The sequence below is a fragment of the Nocardiopsis sp. SBT366 genome (genome assembly GCF_001083815.1).
Classification (GTDB): Bacteria; Actinomycetota; Actinomycetes; order Streptosporangiales; family Streptosporangiaceae; genus Nocardiopsis; species Nocardiopsis prasina.
The window spans coordinates 1-23,951 of record NZ_LAVM01000085.1 but is presented as its reverse complement, the minus strand read 5'-3'; the positions used below and the strand labels follow the sequence as shown (position 1 = coordinate 23,951).

The 23,951-nt window shown below is 71.6% G+C and carries 23 protein-coding genes; 17 read left to right on the top strand and 6 right to left on the bottom strand.

All coding sequences use genetic code 11. The annotated features are described in order from the left end of the window. The first annotated feature begins 109 nt into the window (after positions 1 to 109). The 7 genes from argC to argH all read left to right on the top strand — a co-directional run bounded on the left by argC (position 110) and on the right by argH (position 7,125). On the top strand, positions 110 to 1,138 hold the full coding sequence (argC, locus tag ADX84_RS21185; RefSeq protein ID WP_049578272.1) for an N-acetyl-gamma-glutamyl-phosphate reductase: 1,029 nt from the start codon (positions 110 to 112) through the stop codon (positions 1,136 to 1,138). Positions 1,139 to 1,151: 13 nt separating this feature from the next. Continuing rightward, positions 1,152 to 1,958: a bifunctional ornithine acetyltransferase/N-acetylglutamate synthase gene (locus ADX84_RS21180; protein ID WP_049578270.1), complete on the top strand. Its 807-nt coding sequence runs from the start codon at positions 1,152 to 1,154 to the stop codon at positions 1,956 to 1,958. A gap of 38 nt (positions 1,959 to 1,996) precedes the next feature. Beyond that, positions 1,997 to 2,947 (top strand): acetylglutamate kinase, encoded by a 951-nt coding sequence (gene argB, locus ADX84_RS21175; RefSeq protein ID WP_156208153.1) that lies wholly within the window; start codon positions 1,997 to 1,999, stop codon positions 2,945 to 2,947. After that, positions 2,944 to 4,152, top strand: a complete 1,209-nt coding sequence (locus ADX84_RS21170) for an acetylornithine transaminase (protein ID WP_049578266.1) — start codon at positions 2,944 to 2,946, stop codon at positions 4,150 to 4,152. Before argB ends, ADX84_RS21170 begins: the two co-directional genes overlap by 4 nt. Next, entirely contained in the window at positions 4,149 to 5,096 is a 948-nt protein-coding gene (argF, locus tag ADX84_RS21165; RefSeq protein ID WP_049578264.1) for an ornithine carbamoyltransferase, read from the top strand. The genes ADX84_RS21170 and argF overlap by 4 nt, the downstream gene beginning before the upstream one ends. Next, a complete protein-coding gene (locus ADX84_RS21160) occupies positions 5,093 to 5,626 on the top strand; it encodes an arginine repressor (RefSeq protein WP_049578261.1) in 534 nt (177 codons plus the stop codon). Before argF ends, ADX84_RS21160 begins: the two co-directional genes overlap by 4 nt. An 80-nt stretch (positions 5,627 to 5,706) precedes the next feature. Further along, positions 5,707 to 7,125 (top strand): argininosuccinate lyase, encoded by a 1,419-nt coding sequence (argH, locus tag ADX84_RS21155; protein ID WP_017546606.1) that lies wholly within the window; start codon positions 5,707 to 5,709, stop codon positions 7,123 to 7,125. 31 nt (positions 7,126 to 7,156) lie between these two features. Here the strand turns inward: argH and ADX84_RS21150 are convergent, their stop codons facing one another. Both ADX84_RS21150 and ADX84_RS21145 read right to left on the bottom strand, forming a co-directional pair. Continuing rightward, a complete protein-coding gene (locus tag ADX84_RS21150; RefSeq protein WP_049578259.1) occupies positions 7,157 to 8,050 on the bottom strand; it encodes a class I SAM-dependent methyltransferase in 894 nt (297 codons plus the stop codon). Positions 8,051 to 8,156: 106 nt separating this feature from the next. Next, positions 8,157 to 8,738, bottom strand: coding sequence for an XRE family transcriptional regulator (locus ADX84_RS21145; RefSeq protein WP_049578256.1), 582 nt, complete (start codon positions 8,736 to 8,738; stop codon positions 8,157 to 8,159). Positions 8,739 to 9,024: 286 nt separating this feature from the next. Here ADX84_RS21145 and ADX84_RS21140 point away from each other — a divergent pair, with 286 nt between their 5' ends. The 9 genes from ADX84_RS21140 (at position 9,025) to ADX84_RS21100 (ending at position 19,444) form a co-directional block, all read left to right on the top strand. Beyond that, complete coding sequence (locus tag ADX84_RS21140; RefSeq protein WP_082206677.1) at positions 9,025 to 11,670, top strand: nitrate- and nitrite sensing domain-containing protein; 2,646 nt, start codon at positions 9,025 to 9,027, stop codon at positions 11,668 to 11,670. A 1-nt stretch (position 11,671) separates the two neighbouring features. After that, positions 11,672 to 12,106, top strand: a complete 435-nt coding sequence (locus ADX84_RS21135; protein WP_017546610.1) for a roadblock/LC7 domain-containing protein — start codon at positions 11,672 to 11,674, stop codon at positions 12,104 to 12,106. After that, positions 12,103 to 12,612: a DUF742 domain-containing protein gene (locus ADX84_RS21130; protein WP_369801130.1), complete on the top strand. Its 510-nt coding sequence runs from the start codon at positions 12,103 to 12,105 to the stop codon at positions 12,610 to 12,612. The genes ADX84_RS21135 and ADX84_RS21130 overlap by 4 nt, the downstream gene beginning before the upstream one ends. Next, on the top strand, positions 12,593 to 13,213 hold the full coding sequence (locus ADX84_RS21125; protein ID WP_049578253.1) for an ATP/GTP-binding protein: 621 nt from the start codon (positions 12,593 to 12,595) through the stop codon (positions 13,211 to 13,213). Before ADX84_RS21130 ends, ADX84_RS21125 begins: the two co-directional genes overlap by 20 nt. A gap of 147 nt (positions 13,214 to 13,360) precedes the next feature. Beyond that, the gene (locus ADX84_RS21120; RefSeq protein ID WP_049578250.1) at positions 13,361 to 14,278 is read left to right on the top strand and encodes a sirohydrochlorin chelatase; all 918 of its coding nucleotides are present in this window, start codon (positions 13,361 to 13,363) and stop codon (positions 14,276 to 14,278) included. Between the two features lie 270 nt (positions 14,279 to 14,548). After that, positions 14,549 to 17,023, top strand: a complete 2,475-nt coding sequence (locus ADX84_RS21115; RefSeq protein ID WP_082206676.1) for a nitrate- and nitrite sensing domain-containing protein — start codon at positions 14,549 to 14,551, stop codon at positions 17,021 to 17,023. Beyond that, entirely contained in the window at positions 17,013 to 17,465 is a 453-nt protein-coding gene (locus ADX84_RS21110) for a DUF742 domain-containing protein (protein ID WP_049578248.1), read from the top strand. Before ADX84_RS21115 ends, ADX84_RS21110 begins: the two co-directional genes overlap by 11 nt. A gap of 74 nt (positions 17,466 to 17,539) precedes the next feature. Then, the gene (gene lhgO / locus ADX84_RS21105; protein ID WP_049578246.1) at positions 17,540 to 18,757 is read left to right on the top strand and encodes an L-2-hydroxyglutarate oxidase; all 1,218 of its coding nucleotides are present in this window, start codon (positions 17,540 to 17,542) and stop codon (positions 18,755 to 18,757) included. Between the two features lie 180 nt (positions 18,758 to 18,937). Further along, positions 18,938 to 19,444, top strand: a complete 507-nt coding sequence (locus ADX84_RS21100; protein ID WP_082206674.1) for a hypothetical protein — start codon at positions 18,938 to 18,940, stop codon at positions 19,442 to 19,444. Between the two features lie 62 nt (positions 19,445 to 19,506). On the opposite strand, the gene ADX84_RS21095 is transcribed toward ADX84_RS21100, so the two are convergent. The 3 genes from ADX84_RS21095 to ADX84_RS21085 all read right to left on the bottom strand — a co-directional run bounded on the left by ADX84_RS21095 (position 19,507) and on the right by ADX84_RS21085 (position 21,729). Beyond that, the gene (locus ADX84_RS21095; RefSeq protein WP_049578244.1) at positions 19,507 to 20,232 is read right to left on the bottom strand and encodes an HNH endonuclease family protein; all 726 of its coding nucleotides are present in this window, start codon (positions 20,230 to 20,232) and stop codon (positions 19,507 to 19,509) included. 104 nt (positions 20,233 to 20,336) lie between these two features. After that, positions 20,337 to 20,927: a TetR/AcrR family transcriptional regulator gene (locus ADX84_RS21090; RefSeq protein WP_049578241.1), complete on the bottom strand. Its 591-nt coding sequence runs from the start codon at positions 20,925 to 20,927 to the stop codon at positions 20,337 to 20,339. Beyond that, complete coding sequence (locus ADX84_RS21085) at positions 20,920 to 21,729, bottom strand: alpha/beta fold hydrolase (protein ID WP_049578238.1); 810 nt, start codon at positions 21,727 to 21,729, stop codon at positions 20,920 to 20,922. The genes ADX84_RS21090 and ADX84_RS21085 overlap by 8 nt, the downstream gene beginning before the upstream one ends. 253 nt (positions 21,730 to 21,982) lie before the next feature. Here ADX84_RS21085 and tyrS point away from each other — a divergent pair, with 253 nt between their 5' ends. Further along, the gene (tyrS, locus tag ADX84_RS21080; RefSeq protein WP_049578235.1) at positions 21,983 to 23,281 is read left to right on the top strand and encodes a tyrosine--tRNA ligase; all 1,299 of its coding nucleotides are present in this window, start codon (positions 21,983 to 21,985) and stop codon (positions 23,279 to 23,281) included. A 455-nt stretch (positions 23,282 to 23,736) separates the two neighbouring features. On the opposite strand, the gene ADX84_RS26785 is transcribed toward tyrS, so the two are convergent. Continuing rightward, on the bottom strand, positions 23,737 to 23,951 hold a 215-nt coding region (locus ADX84_RS26785), incomplete at its 5' end, for a hypothetical protein (RefSeq protein ID WP_234004116.1).

Here is a 23,951-nt window from a genome sequence, read left to right as displayed (position 1 = left end):
CACCCGCCGCACCCTCCTGGTACACCCCCCGCTTCGGCCGCCACCAGTTGCATAAACTTACACTGGCATGCATGATGGTTCAGTCCAAGCGAGAAGAGAGGGTCTCACCATGGGATACACAGCGGCCATCGCCGGAGCCAGCGGCTACGCCGGAGGCGAGCTGCTGCGTCTGCTCCTGGGACACCCCGACATCGAGATCGGCGCCCTCACCGCGGGCAGCAACGCCGGGACCCCCCTGATCCAGCACCAGCCCCACCTGCTGCCGCTCGCCGACCGCACCCTCGTGCCCACCACCGTCGAGGAACTGCGCGGCCACGACGTCGTCTTCCTCGCCCTGCCGCACGGCCAGTCCGCCGACATCGCCCAACAGCTCGGCGACGACGTCCTCGTCGTGGACTGCGGAGCCGACTTCCGCCTCGACGACGCCGCCGCCTGGGAACGCTTCTACGGCACTCCCCACGCGGGGACCTGGCCCTACGGCCTGCCCGAGCTGCCCGGACAGCGCGACCGCCTCACCGGCGCCCGGCGGATCGCCGTCCCCGGCTGCCACGTCACCGTCGCCACCCTCGGCCTCTTCCCCAGCCTGGCCCAACAGCTGGTCGAGACCGACCTCACCGTCGTCGCCGTCACCGGCACCTCCGGCGCGGGCAAGGCACCCAAGCCCAACCTCGTCGGCAGCGAGGTCATGGGCGCCCTCAGCCCCTACGGAGTCGGCGGTGCCCACCGGCACAACCCGGAGATCATCCAGAACCTCACCTCGGTCAGCGGCGAACCGGTCCGGCTCTCCTTCACTCCGGTCCTGGCCCCCCTGCCCCGAGGCATCCTCGCCACCTGCACCGCGCCCCTCAAGCCCGGGGTCACCGCCGACCAGGTCCGCGCCGCCTACGAGACCACCTACGCCGACGAACCCTTCGTCCATCTGCTTCCCGAGGGCACCTGGCCCAACACCGCCATGACCCTCGCCGCCAACACCACGCTCGTGCAGGTCACCGTGGACGCCGACGCGGGCCGCATGGTCGCCGTCGCCGCCCTGGACAACCTCACCAAGGGCACTGCGGGCGGAGCGGTCCAGAGCACCAACCTCGCCCTGGGCCTGCCCGAGACCACCGGCCTCCCGCTCGCCGCGGTCGCGCCCTAGGGGAGGGGCCGACATGAGTGTCACCGCACCCCAGGGGTTCCGCGCCGCCGGTGTCACCGCCGGCACCGGCGAGGACCACGCCCGGGACGTCGCCGTCGTCGTCAACGACGGCCCCTCACGCGCGGCCGGGGCCGTCTTCACCGACCACCCCGACCCCGCCGCACCCGTCCTGTGGACCCGACAGGTCGTCTCGGGCGGCCGCGTCCGCGCGGTCGTCCTCAACGCGGGCAGCGCCAACGCCGCCACCGGCCCGCTCGGCTTCCAGACGGCCCACGCCGAGGCCGAGCACACCGCCGAGCTGCTGGCGGACTCGGCGGCCGAGATCGCGCTCTGCTCCGCCGGTGAGGTCGGGGCCGTCCCACCGGCCGCCACCCTCAACTCCGCAGTGGCGGACGCGCTCGCCCAAGCGGCGCGGGGCGGCGGACTCTCCGCCGCCGACGCCATCCGCACCGACGACACCGTGGCCAAGTTCGCCTTCCGGCGAGGCGGGGGAGTCACTGTCGGAGGCATGGCCAAGGGCCCCGACGCCTCCGTCGACTCGGCGCTGTGCGTCCTGACCACCGACGCCGCCCTCAGCCCCGAACAGTGCCAGCGCCTGGTCGGCGACGCGGCCGCCTCGGCCCTCGCCCCGCTGACCGGCACCAACGACACCGTCCTGTTGCTCGCCAGCGGCGCCGCCCCGGCCACCCCGGACGAGTCGGAGATCGCCCTCCTGCTCACCGGGGTCTGCGAGGAACTCGCCGCCCAGATCGCGGCGGACGCACCCGCATCCGTCACCGCCGAACCCGGCGCCCCCGAGGACAGGCAGGCCCACCAGTGAACTCCGCGACACACACCACCCAGGACCAGGCCCAGGCCATGGACAAGGCGGCGCACCTCATCGAGGCGCTGCCCTGGCTCTCGCGCTTCCACGGCCGCACGGTCGTGGTCAAGTACGGCGGCAACGCCATGATCAGCGAGGAGCTGCGGGTCCGCTTCGCGGAGTCCATCGTCTTCCTCTACTACGCGGGCCTGCGCCCCGTCGTCGTCCACGGCGGCGGACCCCAGATCAGTGCCATGCTCGACCGCTCCGGCGTGGAGTCCAGCTTCACCGCCGGTCTGCGGGTCACCACCGACGAGGCCATGGACATCGTCCGCATGGTCCTCACCGGACAGGTCAACCGCGAGATCGTCGGTCTGATCAACCAGCACGGCCCGTTCGCGGTCGGCATGTCCGGCGAGGACGCCAACCTCCTCTACGCCGAGCGCAAGAGCGTGGAGGTGGACGGCGAGACCGTCGACATCGGCCGGGTCGGCGAGGTCAGCGAGGTCAACCCCGGTGCCGTGTCCGCGCTCATCGCGGACGGCCGCATCCCCGTCGTCTCCAGCGTCGCGCGCGCCGACGACGGCGGCGTCTACAACGTCAACGCCGACATCGCCGCCTCCGCGCTCGCCGTGGCCCTGGGCGCGAGCAAACTCATCATGCTCACCGACGTCGAGGGCCTGTTCGCCGACTACCCGGCCAACACCGACCTCATCCGGCGCCTCAACGTCGACGAGCTGCGCGCCATCCTGCCCTCCCTCTCCTCGGGCATGCTCCCCAAGATGGAGGCCTGCCTGAAGGCGGTCGAGGGCGGCGTGCCCCAGTCCCACATCATCGACGGCCGTGTGCCGCACTCCCTGCTCCTCGAGGTCTTCACCGACCTCGGAGTGGGCACGATGGTCGCCGACGAGGAGCTGGAGGCCGAACTCCTCTCCGGAAACGGCCACTACCCGCGCCCCTGGCGCCCCACGTACACCACCGATCAGAACCCGGGAGCCCACAAGTGACCAGCAGCGACCTGAGGGAGCGCTTCGCCGCCTCGCTCATGCCCAACTACGGCGTGCCGCCGGTGGCCCTGTCCCTCGGGCGCGGCTGCGAGGTCTACGACGCCGACGGCCGCCAGTACCTCGACCTGATCGCGGGCATCGCCGTCTCCAGCCTCGGACACGGACACCCCGCCCTGGTCAAGGCGGTCGCGCACCAGGCGGCCACCCTCGCCCACACCAGCAACCTCTTCGTGCACGAGCGCGAGGTCCAGCTGGCCGAGCGCCTCGTGGAGCTGGTCGGCGGCGACGCCAAGGTCTTCTTCGCCAACTCCGGCACCGAGGCCAACGAAGCCGCGCTCAAGCTGGTCAAGCGCGCCGCCGGATCGGGCCGCCACTACTTCGTGGCCGCCGCCAAGGGCTTCCACGGCCGCTCCGCGGGGGCCCTCGCCCTGACCGGCAAGGACTCCATCCGCGAGCCCTTCGGCCCCTTCGGCATGGACGTGCGCTTCGTGCCCCACGGCGACATCGACGCCCTCACCGAGGCGGTCGACGAGAACTGCGTGGCCGTGTTCGTCGAACCCACCCAGGGTGAGGCGGGCGTGGTCCCCGCTCCCGAGGGCTACCTCGCCGGGGTCCGCGCCCTGTGCGACCGCACCGGCGCCGCCTTCGTCCTGGACGAGATCCAGAGCGGTATCGGCCGCACCGGTGAGTGGTTCGCCCACCAGGAGGAGGGCGTGCGCCCCGACGTGCTCACTCTCGCCAAGGGCCTGGGCGGCGGCCTGCCCATCGGCGCCTGCGTCGGTTTCGGCCGCTTCGCCGACGCCTTCCACAAGGGCGACCACGGCTCCACCTTCGGCGGCAACCCCGTGGCCTGCGCCGCCGCCCTCGCCGTCATCGACACCATCGAGGCCGAGGGGCTGCTCGCCCACACCAAGGTGATGGGCGACCTCCTCGCCGAGCAGATCGAGGGCATCGACCACCCGCTCCTGGCCGGACAGCGCGGCAGCGGTCTCTGGCGGGCCCTCGTGCTCACCGGACCGCACGCCGCGCACGTCCAGGAGCAGGCCGCGGTCCGCGGCTTCCTGGTCAACGCGGTCGCCCCCGACGCGATCCGTCTGGCCCCGCCCCTGGTGATCACCCCGGAACAGATCGGGGTGTTCATCGAGGCACTGCCCACCATCCTCGACGCCGCCGAGGCCGCCGCCACGAAGGAGCAGCAGTCATGACCCGGCACTTCCTGCGTGACGACGACCTCACGCCCGAAGAGCAGAGCCGCGTCCTCGACCTCGCCGACGAGATGAAGCGGGACCGCTTCGCGTACCGCCCCCTGGCCGGTCCGCGCACCGTCGCCCTCCTCTTCGACAAGCCCTCGACCCGGACCCGGCTGTCCTTCTCCGTGGGCGTCGCCGACCTCGGCGGCAGCCCGCTGGTCCTGGACTCCGGCAGCACCCAGATGGGGCGCGGCGAACCCCTGGAGGACACCGCCCGCGTCCTGGAGCGCCAGGTCGCCGCCGTCGCCTGGCGTACCTTCGCCCAGGCCGACGTGGAGAACCTCGCCCGGCACATCGGCGTCCCGGTGATCAACGCGCTCACCGACGAGTTCCACCCCTGCCAGATCCTCGCCGACCTCCAGACGGTCCGCGAGTCCAAGGGCACGCTGGCCGGGCTCACCCTCGCCTACCTCGGCGACGGCGCCAACAACATGTCCCACTCCTACCTGCTGGGGTGCGCCACCGCCGGGATGCACGTGCGGATCGGCGCCCCCGAGGGGTTCCACCCGGACGAGGTCGTGCTCACCCGGGCCCGCGAGATCGCCGAGGGCACCGGCGGGTCGGTCACCGTCACCACCGACCCCCGCCAGGCCGCCGAGGGCGCCGACGTCGTGGCCACCGACACCTGGGTGTCCATGGGCCAGGAAGGCCAGAAGGAGGACCGGGAGGCCCCGTTCCGCCCCTACATCGTGGACGAGGACCTGGTGGCCGCCGCCCACCCCGAGGCCATCGTCCTGCACTGCCTGCCCGCCTACCGGGGCAAGGAGATCACCGCCGGGGTCATCGACGGCCCCCAGAGCGTGGTCTGGGACGAGGCCGAGAACCGCCGCCACGTCCAGAAGGCCCTGCTCGCCCACCTGCTGGAGAGCAGCGACAACCCCGAGCCCGAGACACGATGAGCCACGACCACAGCGGACCGGTCCCGATGACCAAGGCCGCCCGGCACGCCCGCATCACGGACGTCCTCACCCGTGAGGACGTCCGCTCCCAGGGGGAACTGGCCAAACGCCTCTCCGAGGCCGGGGTGCAGGTCACCCAGGCCACCCTCTCCCGGGACCTGGACGAACTGGGCGCGGTCAAACTCCGTACCGCCGACGGTCACCTGGCCTACGTGCTCCCGGGGGAGGGCGGCGAACGCCTCCAGCGCACCCGCCCTGACACCCTCAGCCTCGAACAGGTCTCCGGGGCCCGCCTCACCCGGCTGGCCGAGGACCTGCTCGTCTCGGCCGAGGCCTCCGCCAACATGGTCATCGTGCGCACCCCGCCGGGGGCCGCCCAGTACCTGGCCTCGGCCATCGACCACACGGACTTCCACACCATCCTGGGGACCATCGCCGGAGACGACACCATCCTGGTGATCTCCCGGGACCCCCAGGGCGGGGATGACCTCGCCGCGGCGCTGCTGCGGCTGGCCGACCGCAGACCCTGACGGCCCTGGCGCCGTCAACCCGGCTTCGGACGGCCCGCGCCGTCCCCCGCACCAACCGAAACGTCACGAAGGAGACCACGATGGCCGACCAGCCCGAGGCCCTGCGCCTGTGGGGCGGCCGCTTCGAGGGGGGACCGGACCAGGCCCTGGCCCGCCTCTCGCTCAGCACCCACTTCGACTGGCGCCTCGCCCGCCACGACATCGCCGGATCGCGCGCCCACGCCCGCGCCCTGCACCGCGCCGGGCTGCTCACGGCCGACGAGCTGGACCGCATGATCGCCGGACTGGACCGGCTGGAGACCGACGTGGCCTCCGGGGACTTCACCCCCGTGCTGGAGGACGAGGACGTGCACACCGCGCTGGAGCGCGGGTTCATCGAGCGGGTCGGACCCGAACTCGGCGGGCGGCTGCGCGCCGGGCGCTCCCGCAACGACCAGATCGCCACCCTGGTGCGCATGTACCTGCGTGAGGAGGCCCGGTCCATCGCCGACCAGCTCCTCGACCTCGTGCGCGCCCTCGCCGACCAGGCCGGGGCGCACCCGGACGCCGCCATGCCCGGCCGGACCCACCTCCAGCACGCGCAGCCGGTGCTGCTCGCCCACCAGCTGATGGCGCACGCCTGGCCCCTGGTCCGGGACGTCGAACGACTCCGGGACTGGGACCGCCGCGCCGCCGTCTCCCCGTACGGCTCCGGCGCCCTGGCCGGGTCCTCCCTGGGGCTGGACCCCGAGGCGGTCGCCGACGAACTCGGCTTCCCGGCCTCCTCGGAGAACTCCATCGACGGGACGGCCGCTCGCGACGTCGTCGCCGAGTTCGCCTTCGTCACCGCCATGATCGGCGTGGACCTGTCCAGGCTCTCGGAGGAGATCATCCTGTGGGCGACGAAGGAGTTCTCCTTCATCACCCTCGACGACGCCTTCTCCACCGGCTCGTCGATCATGCCGCAGAAGAAGAACCCCGACGTCGCCGAGCTCGCCCGTGGCAAGGCGGGGCGGCTGGTGGGTGACCTCACCGGTCTGCTCACCACGCTCAAGGGGCTCCCGCTGGCCTACAACCGGGACCTCCAGGAGGACAAGGAGCCGGTCTTCGACGCGGTGGACAGCCTGCACCTGCTGCTGCCCGCCATGACCGGCATGGTCGCCACGCTCACCTTCCACACCGACCGGATGGCCGAGCTGGCCCCGCAGGGCTTCTCCCTGGCCACCGACATCGCCGAATGGCTGGTCCGCGAGCGCGTCCCCTTCCGTGATGCCCATGAGATCGCCGGTACCTGCGTGCGGGTCTGCGAGGAGCGCGGCATCGACCTGCCCGACCTCACCGACGCCGACTTCGCGGAGATCTCCGAGCACCTGACCCCGGGCGTGCGCGAGGTCCTGACCGTCCCGGGCTCCCTGGCCTCCCGCGCGGGCCGGGGCGGCACCGCCCCCGTCCGCGTCGCCGAACAGCTCGGGCGCCTGCGCTCCGACGTCGAGGAGCACCGCAAGGCCTTCGTGGCCTAGCCCCCCGGGCCGTCCGCCGCACGGACCCGGATCAGTCCGAGCGGCGGGCGGCCCAGACGGAGCGCACGGTACGCACCGTCAGGTCGTCGCGGCGCGTGATCCCGCCCGGGCCCCCGGCGTCCAGCAGCCGGTCGAGCGCCGCGAGGTCCTCGGGGGCCAGCTCGTCGGCCACGCCCTCCCGCAGGCGCCGGAGACTGGTGAGGGCGTACTCGCCGATCACCGGGTCCCCGGCGCCCTCGACCTCCGCCGTCACTGTGCGCTCGCCCTCGATGACGAACCCGTTGTCCGTCAGCTTCCGCGTCCAGTCCGCGCCCCGGTGCGGCACGTGCCCGGCGTGCCACCGGTCGCTCACCGCGTGCAGGGCCTCCTCCAGTCCGGGCCGCTCCTGCGGGGCGTCCTCGGGCAGGAAGCGAGGGAAGCCGGACAGCTCCACCAGCGCGAGGAGCCCGCCGGGCGCGAGCAGGTCCCGGACCCGGCGCAGGGCGAGGTCGGGGTCGGCCATGTGGTGCAGGGACGCCGAGGCCCACACCAGGTCCGGGGCGCCGAGATCGGGCCAGTCGGCCTGGTCGAGGTCGGCCAGGACGGTGCGCACGCGGCCCTCGACCCCCGCTTCCCGTGCCTTCACCCGCAGCCGGTCCAGGTGCTCGGCCGAGGAGTCGACGGCGGTCACGCGGGCCTCGGGGAAGCGGTCCAGGAGCGGCAGGGTCCCGGCCCCGGTACCGGAGCCGAGGTCGACGATCTCGCGCGGTTCCTCCCGGAGCGGCAGCCAGCCGATGACGCGGTCGGTCTGCGGTGCCATGACCCGCGCGTCGAGGTCGAGGATCACCGCCTGGTCGTGGGAGCCGGGAGCGGGCCGGTGGCCCGCCTGGTGGTCGTGGTGCTGGTGCTCGGAGTGCTGACCGTCGTGTGTGTGAGAGTGCGTCATGCGCCCAGGTTAGGCACCCCTTGCGCCTGTGGCAGTACTTCTTTCGCCAAAAGCAAGAAAGGGCCGACCGCGGCTGCCGGACGCGCAAGCGCGCCCGCCTACGGGCTCACGCGGGGGAGTCCTCCGCGCCGCCCCGCTGGTGCCCACGGCGGGCGTCCCGGTCGAAGATGCCGAGGATCTCGCACGGACCGCCCTCGGCCCCGATCGCGTGCGGAAGCATGGTCGGGAACTCCGCCGCCTGGTTGGTCTCGATCCGCAGGCGCCGTTCTCCCAACAGCAGCACGGCCGTGCCGGACAGCACGACCAGCCACTCCCGGCCGGGGTGCGCCCGCATCCGAGACGGCTGGTCCGGCGGGGGATCGGTCAGCCTCTGGCGCATGACGGTCATGCCGGGGTCCGCCCTCACCGGCCAGCGCAGCGTGCCGTGGTTGCCGTCGACCATCGGGCTGGTGACGACGTCGTCGGTGGCGCTCTCCACGAGCTGGTCCAGGGTGGTGTCCAGCGCCCGGGCAAGCGTCACCAGGCTGTCGAGGGCCAGTCGGCGCTGCCCGTTCTCGATCCGGCTCAGGGTCGACTGGCTCAGCCGGGCGCGTGCGGCCAAGTCCTCCAGGGACCAGCCCTGCGCCACCCGAAGGGCGCGGATACGCCCTCTGACCAGCCGGTCCAGATCACGATCCTCTTGCGTCATGGGCAGAACCCTATGTCCCAGGAGCAACAACCGCACTGAGGTACGGACTTCCGGCACCATCCCCTGACATGCGTGCACACACCAGACCACCGACGCACCCAGGGCCCGTGCCCGCGAGGGATCCAATCTCCGATTCCCCCGCGCCAGGGGGAAGAGTGCGGTAGCGTCCAGAGTCTGCGGACACCGCACGTGTTTCCATCTGCGCGTACCGTGACGACCCGTGCGGGGACCGGCACGCACCAAGCGTGGTCTCCGGTGCCCGCGTCGAGTCCGTGGGAGGAGCGCAGTGGGTCAGCCAGTGAGCACGGGTCGCGGGCCCAAGAGCGGGAACGGTCCCGGCATCAGGACACAGCTCAACCGGATCGTGCTGATCCCCACCGTCACCTTCCTCGCGCTGTTCATCCTGCTCAGCACGGCCACACTCGCGCAGGCGGTGTCGTTGCACCACTCCGTCACCGACGGCCGAGCCGGGGCCGACCTCGCCGGAGCGCTCACGGCGCTCCAGGACGAACGCCGACTCGGCGTCGAGTTCGTGACCGACCCCGGCGGCGACAGCCGACAGGCGCTGGTCGACGCGGCGCGGACCACCGACGAGGCCCTCGCCCAGCTCCGCCAGGTGCGCGACACCCTGGAGGGCGGCCGGGGCGAACCCGAGCCGCTGGCCCTGGCGTTCTTCGGCTCCCTGGAGGACGTCCAGGCACTGCGCACCGACAATCTCGCCGACCCCGGCCCGGTGACGGAGGTACTGGACACCTACACCGGCGCGATCGAACAGGGCATCCGCCTCTACTCGGCCACCGTCCAGGGACTGGACGACGGGCTCGTCTCCGACGCCGCCTCCGAGGCCGACAACCTGCTGTGGTCCATGGAGAGCTTCGGCCACGTCGACGCCGTCATCACCGCCGTTCTCGCGGAGAACGACCTCACCCGCTCGCACCAGGCCGAGATCGCCTCGCTCGCGGGCGACACGCGTCGCCGTCTGAGCGCGGAGGAGACGCCCGAGGAGATCCCGGACCGGGGTGCCGAGGCCCCCGCGGAGGCCGGGCTCGCTCCCGGGACGGTCTCCCAGGAGGAGGATCAGGCCTCCCGCGTCGAGCGGATCACCCGCGGTGCCGCGTGGGTGGAGGCCATGGGGATCGCCGACACCCTCATGCAACACGAGGCGCCCGTGGAGATCGACCCCCTCACCGGGGAGATCAACCGCGACCGCACCCCGCCGAGCGGCCTCGGCGACTGGCGTGAGGCGGCCGACGAGGTCAACACCGGGCTCGCCGAGGTCACCACCGACCGGGTGGACAGCGTGGTCACCTCCACCGAGGAGGCCAGCTCGTGGATGTTCACGATGGCCCTCGGCGGCGGTATCACCTCCCTGTTCGCCGGAACGGTCGCCTACGGGGTGGCCGCCAGCTCGGCCAGCCGCCTCACCTACCGGTTGGCCAGGCTCCGGGCGGAGACACTGGGGATCGCCCGCAGCGACCTCCCTCGGATCGTGCGCCGTCTGGAGGCGGGGGAGAGCGTGGACCTCGACACCGAGATGAAGCAGCTCGACCACGGAACCGACGAGGTCGGACAGGTGGCCGACGCCTTCAACATCGCCCAGCGCACCGCAGTCGGCGCCGCCGTCAAGCAGTCCGACATCCGTGCGGGCGTCAGCCGGGTCTTCCTCGGCATCGCCCATCGCAACCAGTCCCTCGTGCAGCGTCAGCTCCAACTCCTGGACCGCGTGGAGCGGGAGGAGGAGGACCCGGACCTGCTGGAGAGCCTCTTCCAGCTCGACCACCTCGCGACCCGGGGCCGCCGCCACGCGGAGAACCTCATCATCCTCGGCGGCGCCCAGCCCGGCCGGCGCTGGCGCCACCCCGTCCCGCTCGTGGACATCCTGCGCGGAGCCATCTCCGAGACCGACGAGTACGCACGGGTCGAACTCACCTCCGTACCGGACCTGTCGCTGGTGGGAGCGGTGGTCGCCGACGTCATCCACTTGCTCGCGGAGCTGGTCGAGAACGCGACCGCCTACTCGCCGCCGCACACGAACGTCACCATCGCCACGGACAACGTCCCCAAGGGTGTGGTGATCGAGATCGAGGACCGGGGGCTGGGCATGACGGAGGAGGTCCTGGACGAGAACAACGCCACGCTCTCCGAGGCGCCGGAGTTCGACGTCATGACCCCCGGAACGGACGGCCGCCTCGGTCTGTTCGTCGTGGCCAGGCTCGCCCTCAAGCACGAGATCGGAGTGCAGCTGCGGCACTCGCCCTACGGAGGAACCCGCGCCGTGGTGCTCGTGCCCAACGCCCTGGTGGTCTCCAGCGGCGGCGCTCCGGTGGAGCGCCCCCGGGCGGCGGTGCTCGCCCGCTCCAACGGTGTGAGCCCCGAACCCCAGGCGGGCGAGGACCACGACGGCCCCGCCGACCTGCTGGCCGCGGAGTCGGGGCCCCGACACGCCCGCCCCGTCCTGCGGTCGGTCCCCGAGCACGACGACCGCCAGCCCGGCGACGAGACGAACGACCACGTCCCCGACGGCCCGCTGCTGCGCCAGGTGCCGGACCTGACCCCCGAGCCCGAGCCCACGCCGGACGACCCCGGACCCGCGCCCGGACGGTCGCGGCCCAGCGGCCACGCACCCCTGCCCCGAAGAGGAGGAGACGAGACGGGTGCCGGATCCAGACCGGACCGGGCGGGCCTGCCCCGCCGCAGGCGGCAGGCCAACCTCGCACCCCAGCTCCGCGACGACCCCTCGACCGGGGCGGACCCGCACGGCTCCGGACCCGTGTCGCAGCGAAGCCCCGAACAGGCCCGCCGCATGATGGACGCCTTCAGCGCCGGAACCCGACGCGGTCGAGCCGAGGAGATCGGCCGCGACGGGCTCGCGCACAGCAGTGATGACCAGGTCGGTGCAGGCGCCGACGACCACACAGGAGAGAGCGACTGAGATGGTGGGCATGAGCAAGGCCGCGGACAACCTGGACTGGCTCCTTGACGACCTGGTCGACCGCGTCGTGGGCGCCAGCCACGCGATCGTGCTGTCGGCCGACGGACTGCTGCTCGGGCGCTCCCGGGGACTGGTCTCGGACGACGCCGAGCATCTTTCCGCGGTGGCCTCCGCGTTCCAGAGCCTGGCCCGGGGCACCGGGCGCCACTTCGGCGGCGGCGACGTCCGCCAGACCGTCGTGGAGATGGAGCACTCGTACCTGTTCGTCACCGCGGCGGGCACCGGGGCCTGTCTGGCCGTCCTGGCGACCGAGGACGCCGACGTCGGACTGGTCGCCTACGAGATGAACCTCCGGGTCAAGAGGGTGGGCCAGTTCCTTACCGCGCCGCCACGGCGCCCGGGCCACCTCACGGCCATGGGAGGCGGGAGTTCGTGAACACCCCGGGCGAACAGCGCGGCGGCTCGCTGTCGAGCGTGCCGTCGGTGAGAGGAGAGCGGGAGGGTGCGGGCCCGGCACGGCGTACGCACCCCACCTGGCACCGGGGCAGAGGGCACCCCACCTCCGAGGGGCCAGCGGCCGGGGCCACCGCGGGCGACGCCCCGGCCGGTCCGCTGGTCCGTCCCTACACGATGACCAGGGGCAGGACCCGACCCGGCAGCGCCGGGCGCGGGCTGGACCTGATCACGATCGTCATGGCCGCCCGCGACCTCGACGACCGCGTCCGCGACCCCGAACTCCAGGCGATCCTGGCCCTGTGTCGCAGGCCCATCTCGGTCGCGGAGATCTCCGCGCGCCTGGACATCCCCCTGACGGTGGTCAAGGTGCTCCTGGGAGACCTGGTGGCCGAGGGCGACGTCCACACCCGGGCAGCGATGCCCGTGACCCAGCTTCCCGAGAAGAAAGTACTTCAGGCGGTACTCGATGGCATCCGCAGACTCTGAGAACCGACCGGGTACGCAGGACGCGCGTGAGGCGCCGGAGGCGATACCCCAGGCGGTCAAGATCATCATCGCCGGAGGGTTCGGCGCAGGCAAGACGACGATGGTGGCCTCCGTCAGCGAGATCACCCCGCTCAGCACCGAGGAGGTGATGACCGAGGCCAGCCAGGGGGTCGACGACCTCGGGGGAGTGGAGAACAAGTACACGACGACCGTCGCGCTGGACTTCGGCCGCATCACGATCAACGACGACATCGTGCTGTACCTGTTCGGAACACCGGGACAGGACCGCTTTTGGTTCATGTGGGACGAGCTGGTGGAGGGTGCCCTGGGCGCCGTGGTGCTGGCCGACACCCGTCGGCTGGACACGTGCTTCCACGCGGTGGACTTCTTCGAACGCCGGGGCGTGCCGTTCGTGGTCGCCGTCAACCAGTTCGACGGGGCGGCCCACTACGAGCCGGAGGAGGTGCGCGAGGCGCTGGACATACCGTCGGAGGTGCCGCTGCTGATGGCGGACGCCAGGGAACGGGAGTCGTCCAAGGACGTCCTCGTCCAGCTGGTCACCCACGTCATCAACAGCCGTCGCCCGGTGCTCAGCGGTTGACCGGGCGACCCCGCCAGTCCGAGCCGGGTCGGTCCGTTGTACGTTCGGGAGAAACGCCCGTGAATGTGGTGTTGAACGCTACAATGTCGCGGCAGTGACCACCCGCTTTGACAGCGCGCCCCATCCACTTCTCGTCTGAATCCTGGTATGCGAAACTCTGACCGACTTCCCCCACGCGAACTGCCCAAGCGGCGTTCCGGACGCCACCGCAACCCGCTGTCCTTCGACAACTGGTTCGGTACCCCCACACTGATCATGGCGGTCCCGGGCACTGCCGAACAGGCCAGGGACGCCGACGGTGAGTTGATCGGTGCCCGAATGGCCGATCTCGTCCGGGCCTACCGCCCCGAGGTCACCATCAGGTTCGGGCACACCGAGGGCCACGAACTGGGTATCGAAGAGGCCCTGGCCGACCTGGAGAAGTCCGACGAACGACCACTCGGCGGTGTCGTGGTCCCCCTGGTCACGGCGCCGCACGGGGGCACCAACGCCGCGGTGGCGGCGGCCGTGGCCTCCTCCGGGGCCGACGTCCGCGTCACCGAGGGCCTGGGCCCGCACCCCATGCTGGCCGAGGTGCTGCACCTGCGCCTGGCCGAGGCCGGGTTCGTGCGCGCCGACCGGATGCGCCTGATCAGCGTGACCGCCCGCAACACCACCATGGCCGACGGCGTCGTCGTCGGTGCCGTGGGCGGAGAGGGCGCCGTGGGAGCGGCCGGCGTCACCGCCGTGCTGCTCGCGGCCCGGCTCGGGCTGACGGTGCTCCCGGCCGACCTGGAGAACGAGGCCTCGATCGAGCAGGTCGTGGCCCACTTGCGCCAGGGCGGCTGTCAGCGTCCGGTCATCGCGCCCAGCGCCGTCGGCCCGGAGATCCCGGCCCAGTACCTGGCCGACCTCGCCGAGCGCCACGGCGCCCGTCCCGGGGCTCCCCTGGGGGCGGACAGCCTCCTGGGCAAGATCGCCGCGCTGCGCTACGCCGAGGTGCTCAACTCGCTCGGTGTGGAGCAGCCGCCCACCGCCGAGGAACTGCCCGCCCCGGTGGGTTCCCGACACCGTCCGGAGTCCTGATTCCGCGACACGCCCCGCCAGGACTCCGTCGAACAGGGCCGCCCGGACCACCGGGCGGCCCTGTCGCGTTGATCGGCGGTGACCTGCCCCTTCACCCCGGACACGAACCGCCCCAGGGCGTGCTCGGCGGCCCTTCCCACAAGCTCGGATAACTAGTCGTGATTGTTTGACAACGTACGGCAATGGTTTTTCGATAGCCTCGGCAGGACCGAAAGCCGCCGAGGCACCTCCCCAGGACGCCCCGGCACCCGCACGGGCTGGAGGGGGCCATTGCGAAGAACACACGCGTCCACCCGGACGATCCGCGGGCAGCTCACCCGGATCGTGCTCATCCCGAGCCTGTGCTTCCTCGCGCTCTGGCTCATCGTGGCCACACTCGGGACCGCCCAGGCCGCCCAGCTCATGAGCGCCGTGAGCCAGGCCCGCGAGGGCACCGAGGTCCTGTCCGGGGTCGCGACCGAGCTCCGCGCCGAACGCCGCCTGTCCATGGTCCACCTGGGCGTCCAGGACGCCGGAGGGGAAGCGACCCTCCAGGACGACCTTGAGGAGCAGCGCGCCAGCACGGACGACGCCCTGGCCGAGGCCGTGGCCCTCGGCGAGGGACTGGAGGACGGCCGGGACGTCGAGGTGAACCGCCACGCCGCCCTGGTGACCGGCGCCCCGGACCGCCTCGAGGCCCTGCGCTCCACGGTCGACGCCCGCACGGCCAACCGGGAGGAGGCCCTCAGCGGCTACAGCGACCTCCTGGGGACCCTCACCGACACCGTCATCGCGCTGCTGCACACCACCGACGGCGGGGAGAACCTCACCGACGCGGTCCTCACCAGGGAGCTTCTCGCCGCCCGTGAGGAGTACGCGACGGCCGACGCCCTGCTCGCCGGGGTCATCGCGGCGGAGCGGATGACCTATGAGGAGACGGCCCACTTCACCTTCCTCACCGCCTCCTACCGCGCCACCCTCGACACCGTCAGCCACGCCATGCACCCCAGCGTCCGCGCGGCCCACGAGGCCCTGGTCCAGGACGACGCGTGGACCAGGGCGGAGGGGTTCAGCCGCAGGGTCGTCACCCGGCCCCCGGTCGCCCAGAACGACGACGCCCTCCCCGGCCAGGAACCCCTCACCGAGTGGAACTCCGCCATCGACATCGAGGCCAACGACTGGGACACCTCCTCGGCCGTCGCCGCCCGGTCCCTGGACGACATCGCCAGGACCCAGATCGAACGCACCGTCGACCTCGCCTGGAGTGCGGCCCTGCTCAGGGTCACGCTCGGAGTCGCGGCCGCCACCGTGACCCTGCTCGGCGGAGTGGTCGCCATCGCGCTCGTGGGCCGGTCCTCGCGCCGCCTCACCGAACGCCTCACCTGTCTGCGCGAACAGATCCTGGACCGCGACGCGGACCTGCCCGACATCATCGAGCGGGCCCAGCGCGGGGACAAGGTCGACGTCGTGGACGAACTCCCGGCCCTGGACGAGGAGGGCGACGACGAGATCGGCCAGGTCGCCGACGCCTTCGACAGCGCCCAGATCACCGCGGTGGAGGCGGCCGTCCGCCAGGCCGAGATCCGCAGGGGCGCCAACCGCGCCTTCCTGGGGATCGCCTTCCGCAACCAGACCCTGGTCCAACGCCAACTGCGCCTGCTCGACGAGATCGAGTACAAGGAGCAGGACCCCGAGGCGCTGCGCCGACTCTTCCGACTGGACCACCTGGCGACCCGCGCCCGCCGCTACGCCGACAACCTCATCATCCTGGGCGGCGGCCAGTCTGCGCGCCGTTGGCGCCAGCCCCGCCCCCTCGTGGACGTTCTGCGCGCCTCCATCGCCGAGACCGAGGACTTCGAGCGCGTTCGGCTGACGTCCGCGCCCCGGGTGCTCATGCACGGCCAGGTCGTGGCGGACGTCGTTCACCTCCTCGCCGAACTGGTGGAGAACGCCACCCAGTTCTCTCCCGCCGGGACCACCGTGGACATGGGTTGCGCCCCGGTCGGCGGCGGACTCGTGGTGGAGATCGAGGACCGCGGGCTGGGCATGTCCGAGCAGGGCTACGCGGCGGCCGAGCGCACGCTCACACGTCCGCCGGAGTTCGACGTCATGGCCCTTCCGGACGACCCGAGGCTGGGGCTGTTCGTCGTGGCCCGCCTGGCCGAACGGCACGGCATCCGCGTGTGGCTGCACCCCTCGCCCTACGGCGGGACTCTGGCCACCGCGCTCATCCCGGACAGCCTGCTGGAGCCCGTGGACAACCCGGTCCCCGTCACCGGGGCCCCGGCTGGGGTGCCCGCCTTCCCGGGCGCGCTGAGTCACCTGACCGGCCAGGGGACCGGCCAACAGACGGGACCCCGGGGACCGTTCGGCCAGTCCGGGCCCCAAGGGGTCCCCGACCAGCACGACCCCCGCTCCCGGACCGGGCCTCAGCCCCAGACCGGCCCCCAGGCCCGTACCGGGCCTCAACCCCAGACCGGGCCTCAACCCCAGACCGGCCCCCAGGCCCGTACCGGCCCTCAGCCCCGGACGGCGGGCCCTCGGCCACCGAGCGGCGCGCACTACCGGATCGGGGCCTCGGAGCCACGAGGGCCGTACGGGCCCTCCGGCGCCCAGCGACCGCACGACCCGTCGGCGCCGCAGAACCGCGGCGGCACCACGGGGCCGTCCGTTCGGCTCGACTCCGGGGAACAGGCCCCCTTCGGTCCCGCGCCGACCGACACCTCGCCCTTCCCGACACCACCAGGAGGACCCAGTGACCGCTGAGGGCCGCCGCGCCCGTCGCCTGACGGAACGTGGCCCGGCCGACCGCACCGACGCGAACGGCCACAGACCCGTCGACGAGGCAGAGGACGCGGGGAACGAGAGGTTCCTGCGCCCCTACGCCGTCGACGTCGGAACCACGGAACGCGCCGCGCCGCGCACCTCGGACTCCGCCGACCTCGACCTGCTCACCCTCGTGGTGGCCGCCCGCACCCCCGGTCACCACGAGTGGCTGCGCCCGGAGCGGGAGGCCATCCTCAACCACGCAAGGCGCGCCCGGACAGTGGCCGAGCTCGCCGCCGAGGTCGGTCTCCCCATGGGACAGGTGCGCTCGATGGCCACCGTCATGGTCGCCGAGGGTTCACTCCAGTGCTGCGGCCCCTCACGTCCCCTGGGACACGAGGACATCCTGCACGCCGTGCTGGTGGGACTGCGCTCACTGTGATCCGCGGCCGCTTGTCCCGTGTTCCTCGTCACCCGGTGCCCGGGCGCCGGACACCGGGTTGCTAGCGTGCGCCCATGCGCAGCACCGAACACATCGGCATCATCGGAGCGGGGATCGTCGGCCTGGCCCTGGCCCGCCACATCACCCTCCACCGCCCCGGCACCCGAGTCACCGTCCTGGAGAAGGAGAACCGGGTCGCCGCGCACCAGACCGGCCACAACAGCGGCGTCGTCCACGCCGGCCTCTACTACCGCCCTGGTTCACTCAAGGCCACCCTCTGCCGCAGGGGGGTCGGACTGCTCAGGGACTACTGCGCGGAGAACGGCCTGCCCTACGAGGAGGCGGGCAAGCTCCTCGTCGCGGTGAACGCCGAGGACGAGGCGCGCCTGGACGACATCGAGGGCAAGGCGAAGGAGAACGGCGTCCCCGGCGTCACCCGTCTCGGCCCCGACGGACTGCGCGAGATCGAACCCCACGCGGTCGGCGTCGGCGCGCTGCACTCGCCCACCACGGCCATCACGGACTTCGTCGCGGTCGCCGAACAGCTCGCCGACGACGTGCGCCGCTCCGGTGGCCGGGTCCTGCTCAACACCCCCGTCATCGACCTCCGCCAGGACCACGACGGCACGGAGGCCCTGACCGGGGACCCCAAGGGGGAGCGGGTCATCCACCGGTTCGACCGCATGGTCCTGTGCGGCGGACTCCAGAGCGACCAGCTCGCCCGCATGGCAGGCGGCGGCGCCGACCCCAGGGTCGTCCCCTTCCGGGGTCACTACCACGAACTCGTTCCTGAGCGCCGCGATCTCGTGCGCGGCCTGCTCTACCCGGTCCCCGACCCCAGGTACCCGTTCCTGGGCGTGCACCTGACCCGCCACGTGCACGGCGAGGTCATGGCCGGGCCCAACGCCATCCTGGCCCTGGCCCGGGAGGGATACCGGGCCCGCGACCTGCGGGCCCGCGAGTTCGCGCAGACGCTCGCCTGGCCCGGCTTCTGGCGCCTGGCCCGCCAGCACTGGACCGTCGGCGCCCGGGAGACGCTGGTGTCGGCCTCCAAAGCGGTGTTCGCCGGTCAGGCCCGTCGCCTGCTCCCCGAACTCACCGCCGCCGACCTGCGTCCCGCCCCCGCCGGTGTGCGGGCCCAGGCGCTGGGCCGGGACGGCGGACTCCTGGATGACTTCCACGTGGACACGCACGGTCGGGTCGTGTGCGTGCGCAACGCGCCCTCCCCGGCGGCGACCTCGTCCCTGGCGATCGCCGAGTTCCTGTACGACCACCACGTCAACGCGGGCTGAGGCAGGACGGCCGGGAAGGTTTCACCGGGGTGGGGACCCCCGTGGAGGCGGACCGGCGGGGTGTGTCGGAGCGGAGTTATCCACAGGTTCGAGGACACTCTGGTACTGACCGCCCGCCCGGCGGAGCATGGAATCACCGGTCACCCCCGGGACGGTCCCGGGGGCGCCGGTGGAGGTGACATGCGCCCGACCAGGTGGGCCCAGGTGGCCCTCGCCACCGTGCTCGTACTCGTTCTCACGGCGGCGGTGTCCGCCGTCGGCCCCCGAGGAGGACCCTTGGACGGATTCACCATCGGCCACCTGCCCGCGCAGGTCGGGCCAGAGGCCTCGGCCTCGGACTTCACCTACGAGTGGGGAGACGTCGCCTTCACCCAACGGGCCTGGGAACAGGCCAAGGAGGGTGGTGGGTTCGAGGTGCTGCTCCAGGTCCTGGTCCTGAGGGGGGAGGAGCTCACCGACCTGGATACTGTCCGCTCCTTCCTCACCCGCTACCACGAGCGCGATCCCGACACCTGGGAGCTGGGCGACTTCGACAACAACGGGACCGGGGGACTGTACGGGGGGTCCGAGGCCTTCTGGACGCCCGCGCCTGGGGTGGCCGTCGAGGTCCGTGACCCCTTCGGGCTGATCGGCGAAGAGGAGATCCTGGCGACCGCACGGGGCATGGCCCAGGAGAACCCGGCCTAGGGCGCTGGCCCGGGGTGCCGGGCCAGCGCGTCACGTGATCAGCGGATCGGCGCGGGGGCCGGTCAGCAACCGTCGAGAACCTCGCGCAGCGCGGTCTCCTCTTCGGGATCGGCGGTCAGGTCCCACTTGTGCTTGACCTCGATCCAGGACACCACGTAGTCGCAGTGGGAGGACTCCAGAGGCGGCAGCCAGTTCGCCGGGTCCGCGTCACCCTTGGCCCGGTTGGTCGAGGCGCTCACCGCCCACAGCTGCGAGGAGTCGAGGTCGTTGGCGAACTCCTGGCGCTCCTCGGTCGACCAGGCGTGGGCACCCGACCGCCACCCCTCCTTCAGCGCCACCATGTGGTCGATGTCGATGTCCTGCGCGTCGGTGAAGGTCTCACCGTCGTAGGGGCTGTGCCAGGAACCGGAGACCGGCTGGCACTTGTCGTTGGTCTGGACGTCCTCACCGTCGCGGAGCAGCACGACCTGACGGGTGGAGCAGTTGTCCTGGACCCCGGAGTCCCAGTGCGGGAACAGCGCGCGGTCGTATCCCGGCGAGTCGTTCTCCTCCTCGACACGGATCTCCTCCAACCGCTGCCTGGCCTGGTCGACGTCGGAGGAACTCGACTCCGGTGAGCTCTGCGGTTCCGTACCGGACTCACCGAACTCCAGGTCGATCACGCCCAGCTGCTGCAGAACGAAGGCGGCGAGCACGAGGACGCCGACGACGGTACTGATGATCGCGGTCAGCCGAGAGGAGGGCTTCCCGCCCCTGGCGGGGTTTCGGGGGGAGGATTTCTGGGCCATCGGGGAACTCCAACACTGTCTTGCCTCCCGTGACGGGCGGGTCGTCCGATCCGGGTCCCTCAAGCTTGGCCCATCACCGGCCCGGACCGTAACGACACCCGGGGTCAGATCTCCCTGGCCCCCTCGTCGCGGACGGGCCAGTTGTCCAGGGCACGGACGAAGCCCTCCACCAGCACGGCGTAGCTCTCGTCGACGTCCTCCGGCAGCCCGAAGCCGCCGTGGGTCTCCAGATCGACGAACCCGTGCACGGCGCTGCGCAGCGCGCGGATCGTGTGCACCATCTGCCGCTCGGGGATCGCGAACCCGCGCAGCACCGCGGCGATCACCTCGACGGGCCGAGCGAAGGTCGCTCGCGCCTCGGTGTCCGTCGGGGCGGGAGCCCGCTGGATCGACACGTAGCGGCCCGGGTGCTCCAGCGCGTAGCGACGGTGGGCATCGAAGAGCGCCCGCAGGGCATCAGCGCCGGACCGGCCCGTCGCGGCGGACCGGAGCCGCTCGGCGAGTTCGCCGACGGCGAGCAGGGACACCTCCCGTCGCAGCCCGTCCAACCCGTCGACGTGCTTGTACAGGCTCGGGGTCGCCACACCCAACCGCTTCGCCAGCGCCGCCAGGGACAGGCTGTCGAACCCGCGTTCGTCGACGAGCGACGCCGCCTCCTCTGTGACCACGACGGGGGTCAGCCCCGCCCTAGGCAACGGCTTCCGCCTTCTCGATCAGGTCGACCAGCGCGGGAACCACGACGTCGGGGCGCTGGGACTGCGCGTAGTGGCCGCAGTCGGGGACCATGACCACGTCGCCCCGCACCACGGAGGCCACCCAGTCGGCCTCTGCACGGGGGTCCTTCCAGTCGGGGTCCAGCTCGCCCATGATCACCACGGCCCGAGCGGACAGCCCGCTCGCGTCGTCGATCGTCTCGTTGGTGACCCCGATGGTTCGGGCCACGGCCCGACGCCGCTCGGCGGGGCGGAGCATCGCGTGGACGCGCGCCTTCTGCTCGGCGTGCCCCTCGGGGACGCGCCCCTTGTGCAGGGAGTCGTAGACCATCGTCAGACCCCGCGCCATCCAGGGCCCGGAGACGAGGAGCCTCAGCGAGGCACGCTGCAGTCGGCTCTGGACGCCGGGTCGCAGGAACGGGCCGAGCAGGGCGATACCGCTCACCAGGTCGGGACGGTCCAGCGCGGCGATGGTCGCGGCCGCCGCGCCCATGGAGTTGCCCGCGACGACCACCTTCCCGCCGCCGAGTTCCTCCGCCAGGGCGACGACGTCGCCGGCGGCCACGCGGCTGTCGTAGCGCTCGAAGGTGGTGTCGCTGTCCCCGTGTCCGCGCAGGTCCATGACGGCCACGCGGTTCCCGGCCTCGGCGAGCGCGGCGGCGACGAACCGGAAGGAGGAGCGGTGGTCGAACATGCCGGGCACGCAGATCACGAGTGTTCCGGTGTTCCCGGCACCGTGGAGGTCGTAGGCGATTCGCCCGTCGGGGCGCTGGAGGTGGTGCATGACGGTGTCCCTCGTCCGTGGCGCGAACCCTATGGCTCATGCCCATAGCCATAAAGCTAATGCCATTAGCCCAGCGCGTCAAGGCACGGCCCTGACCGGTGTCCTACGCGCACCCGTTGCCGCGTGAACTGGGCCGACACCCGGCCGGTAGCGTGGTCGTGTGAGGGATAACCGGGTGCCCCGTGCGCACGGTCGCCCTACACTGCTAGGCAGATCGGGCCGAGGGCCCGCCTACACAACAGAGAGCTACACAGTGATCGACATCATCGACGAACTCCAGTGGCGCGGACTGATCGCGCAGACGACCGACCTTGACGCACTCCGCAAGGCGCTGGCCGATGGTCCGATCACCCTCTATTGCGGATTCGACCCCACCGCGGGAAGCCTGCACGTCGGCCACCTCACCCAGGCGCTCACCCTGGCCCGCTTCCAGCAGGCCGGGCACCGGCCCATCGCCCTCGTCGGTGGTGGCACGGGCCTCATCGGCGACCCCAAGCCCAACGCCGAGCGCCAGATGAACTCGGTGGAGACGGTGCTGGACTGGGTCGGGAACCTGGCCGGGCAGCTCTCCGCCTTCCTGCGGTTCACGCCTGAGGGCGAGCAGGCGGGCCCGACCGACGCCATCCTCGCCAACAACGGGGACTGGCTGGGGCAGATGAACGCGATCGAGCTGCTCCGGGACGTGGGCAAGCACTTCAGCATCAACCAGATGCTGGCTCGGGAGACGGTCAGGAGCCGCCTCGACGGTGAGGGCATGAGCTACACCGAGTTCAGCTACGTCCTCCTCCAGTCCTACGACTTCGTCGAGCTCTACCGCCGCTACGGCTGCACGCTTCAGACGGGCGGCTCGGACCAGTGGGGCAACATCACCGCCGGAATGGACCTGGTCCGCCGGATCGAGGGGAACGAGCCGCACGGCCAGGCGCACGCTCTGACCACGAACCTGCTCACGAAGGCCGACGGCACCAAGTTCGGCAAGACCGAGACCGGCACGGTGTGGCTCGACCCCGAACTGACCTCCCCGTACGCCTTCTACCAGTTCTGGTTCAACGCGGACGACCGCGACGTCATCCGCTACCTCAAGGTGTTCAGCTTCCTCTCCCGCGAGGAGATCGAGGACCTCGAACGCCAGACGGAGGAGCGTCCGCAGGCGCGTGCGGCGCAGCGCGCGCTCGCGGAGACGCTGACGACGCTGGTCCACGGTGAGGAGGAGACCCGCAAGGTCAAGGACGCCAGCCTGGCGCTGTTCGGCCGCGCGGACCTGACGGAGTTGGACGGCCGCACCCTGGACGCCGCTCTGGCCGAGGTACCCAAGGCCGAGGTCGACGGCCCGGTGGGGGATCTGTTGGTCACCGACCTGTTCGCGCTGAGCGGCCTGACGCCCAGCAAGTCGGCGGCCCGCCGTGCCATCCAGGAGGGCGGTGCCTACGTGAACAACGTGAAGGTCACCGACGTCGAGGCCACGCTGAGCGCGGACGACGTGCTCGCCGACCGCTTCGTCGTACTCCGTAAGGGCAAGCGCAACATCGGCGGCGTGGTCCTCAAGGGCTGACGCTCGGACGCACGCACGAGGGCCGGCTTCCACTGGGGAGACCGGCCCTCACCCGTTCGTGGTGTTCCGGGGCTTCCGTGGTCGCGTCTGGCGAAGGTTTGGCCTCGGGATGATTCGGGCACCACAGTTGTTGTCTGACTACAGCCGACGTAACCGGCGCGGGCCTGGTGTGAGGACCGCGCGCGGGTGCCAGAGGCCCGGATCCGCCGAGACGGCGCCCGTTCCGGGTCCTGACTTGACGTCCGCACCCGCCCCCTCTATAGTCGGTCGAGTCGCTGCGGGACGGCGAGTGAGGCCTTCATGGCTTCGACTCGGAACCGGGCCGCGATCACCGACATCCTCTCTTCTCAGCAAGATGGTTCGAGCAGTCGCTCGGGCATGTAAGCTCGGGGAGTTGCTTCAAAAGCCCGGCGGAAACGCGGGGCGGAAGAAGCACCGGGAATTCTTTCTCCGGATCAGGTTTGAAGCGAAAACGCCGATTTGGCGGGGCGCGGAACACCTGATAAAGTAAAGACACAACACAGCGTAGAAGCCGCTAAAGCGGTGGAAACGCAAAAAGCCTTCTCCGGAAGAGCAGACGGAACTTCGGTTCTGGCGCTTGTACGGGAAGAGTGATTGTTTCTTGAGAACTCAACAGCGCGTGTTTGATTTTCTTTAAGCCATGTTTGTT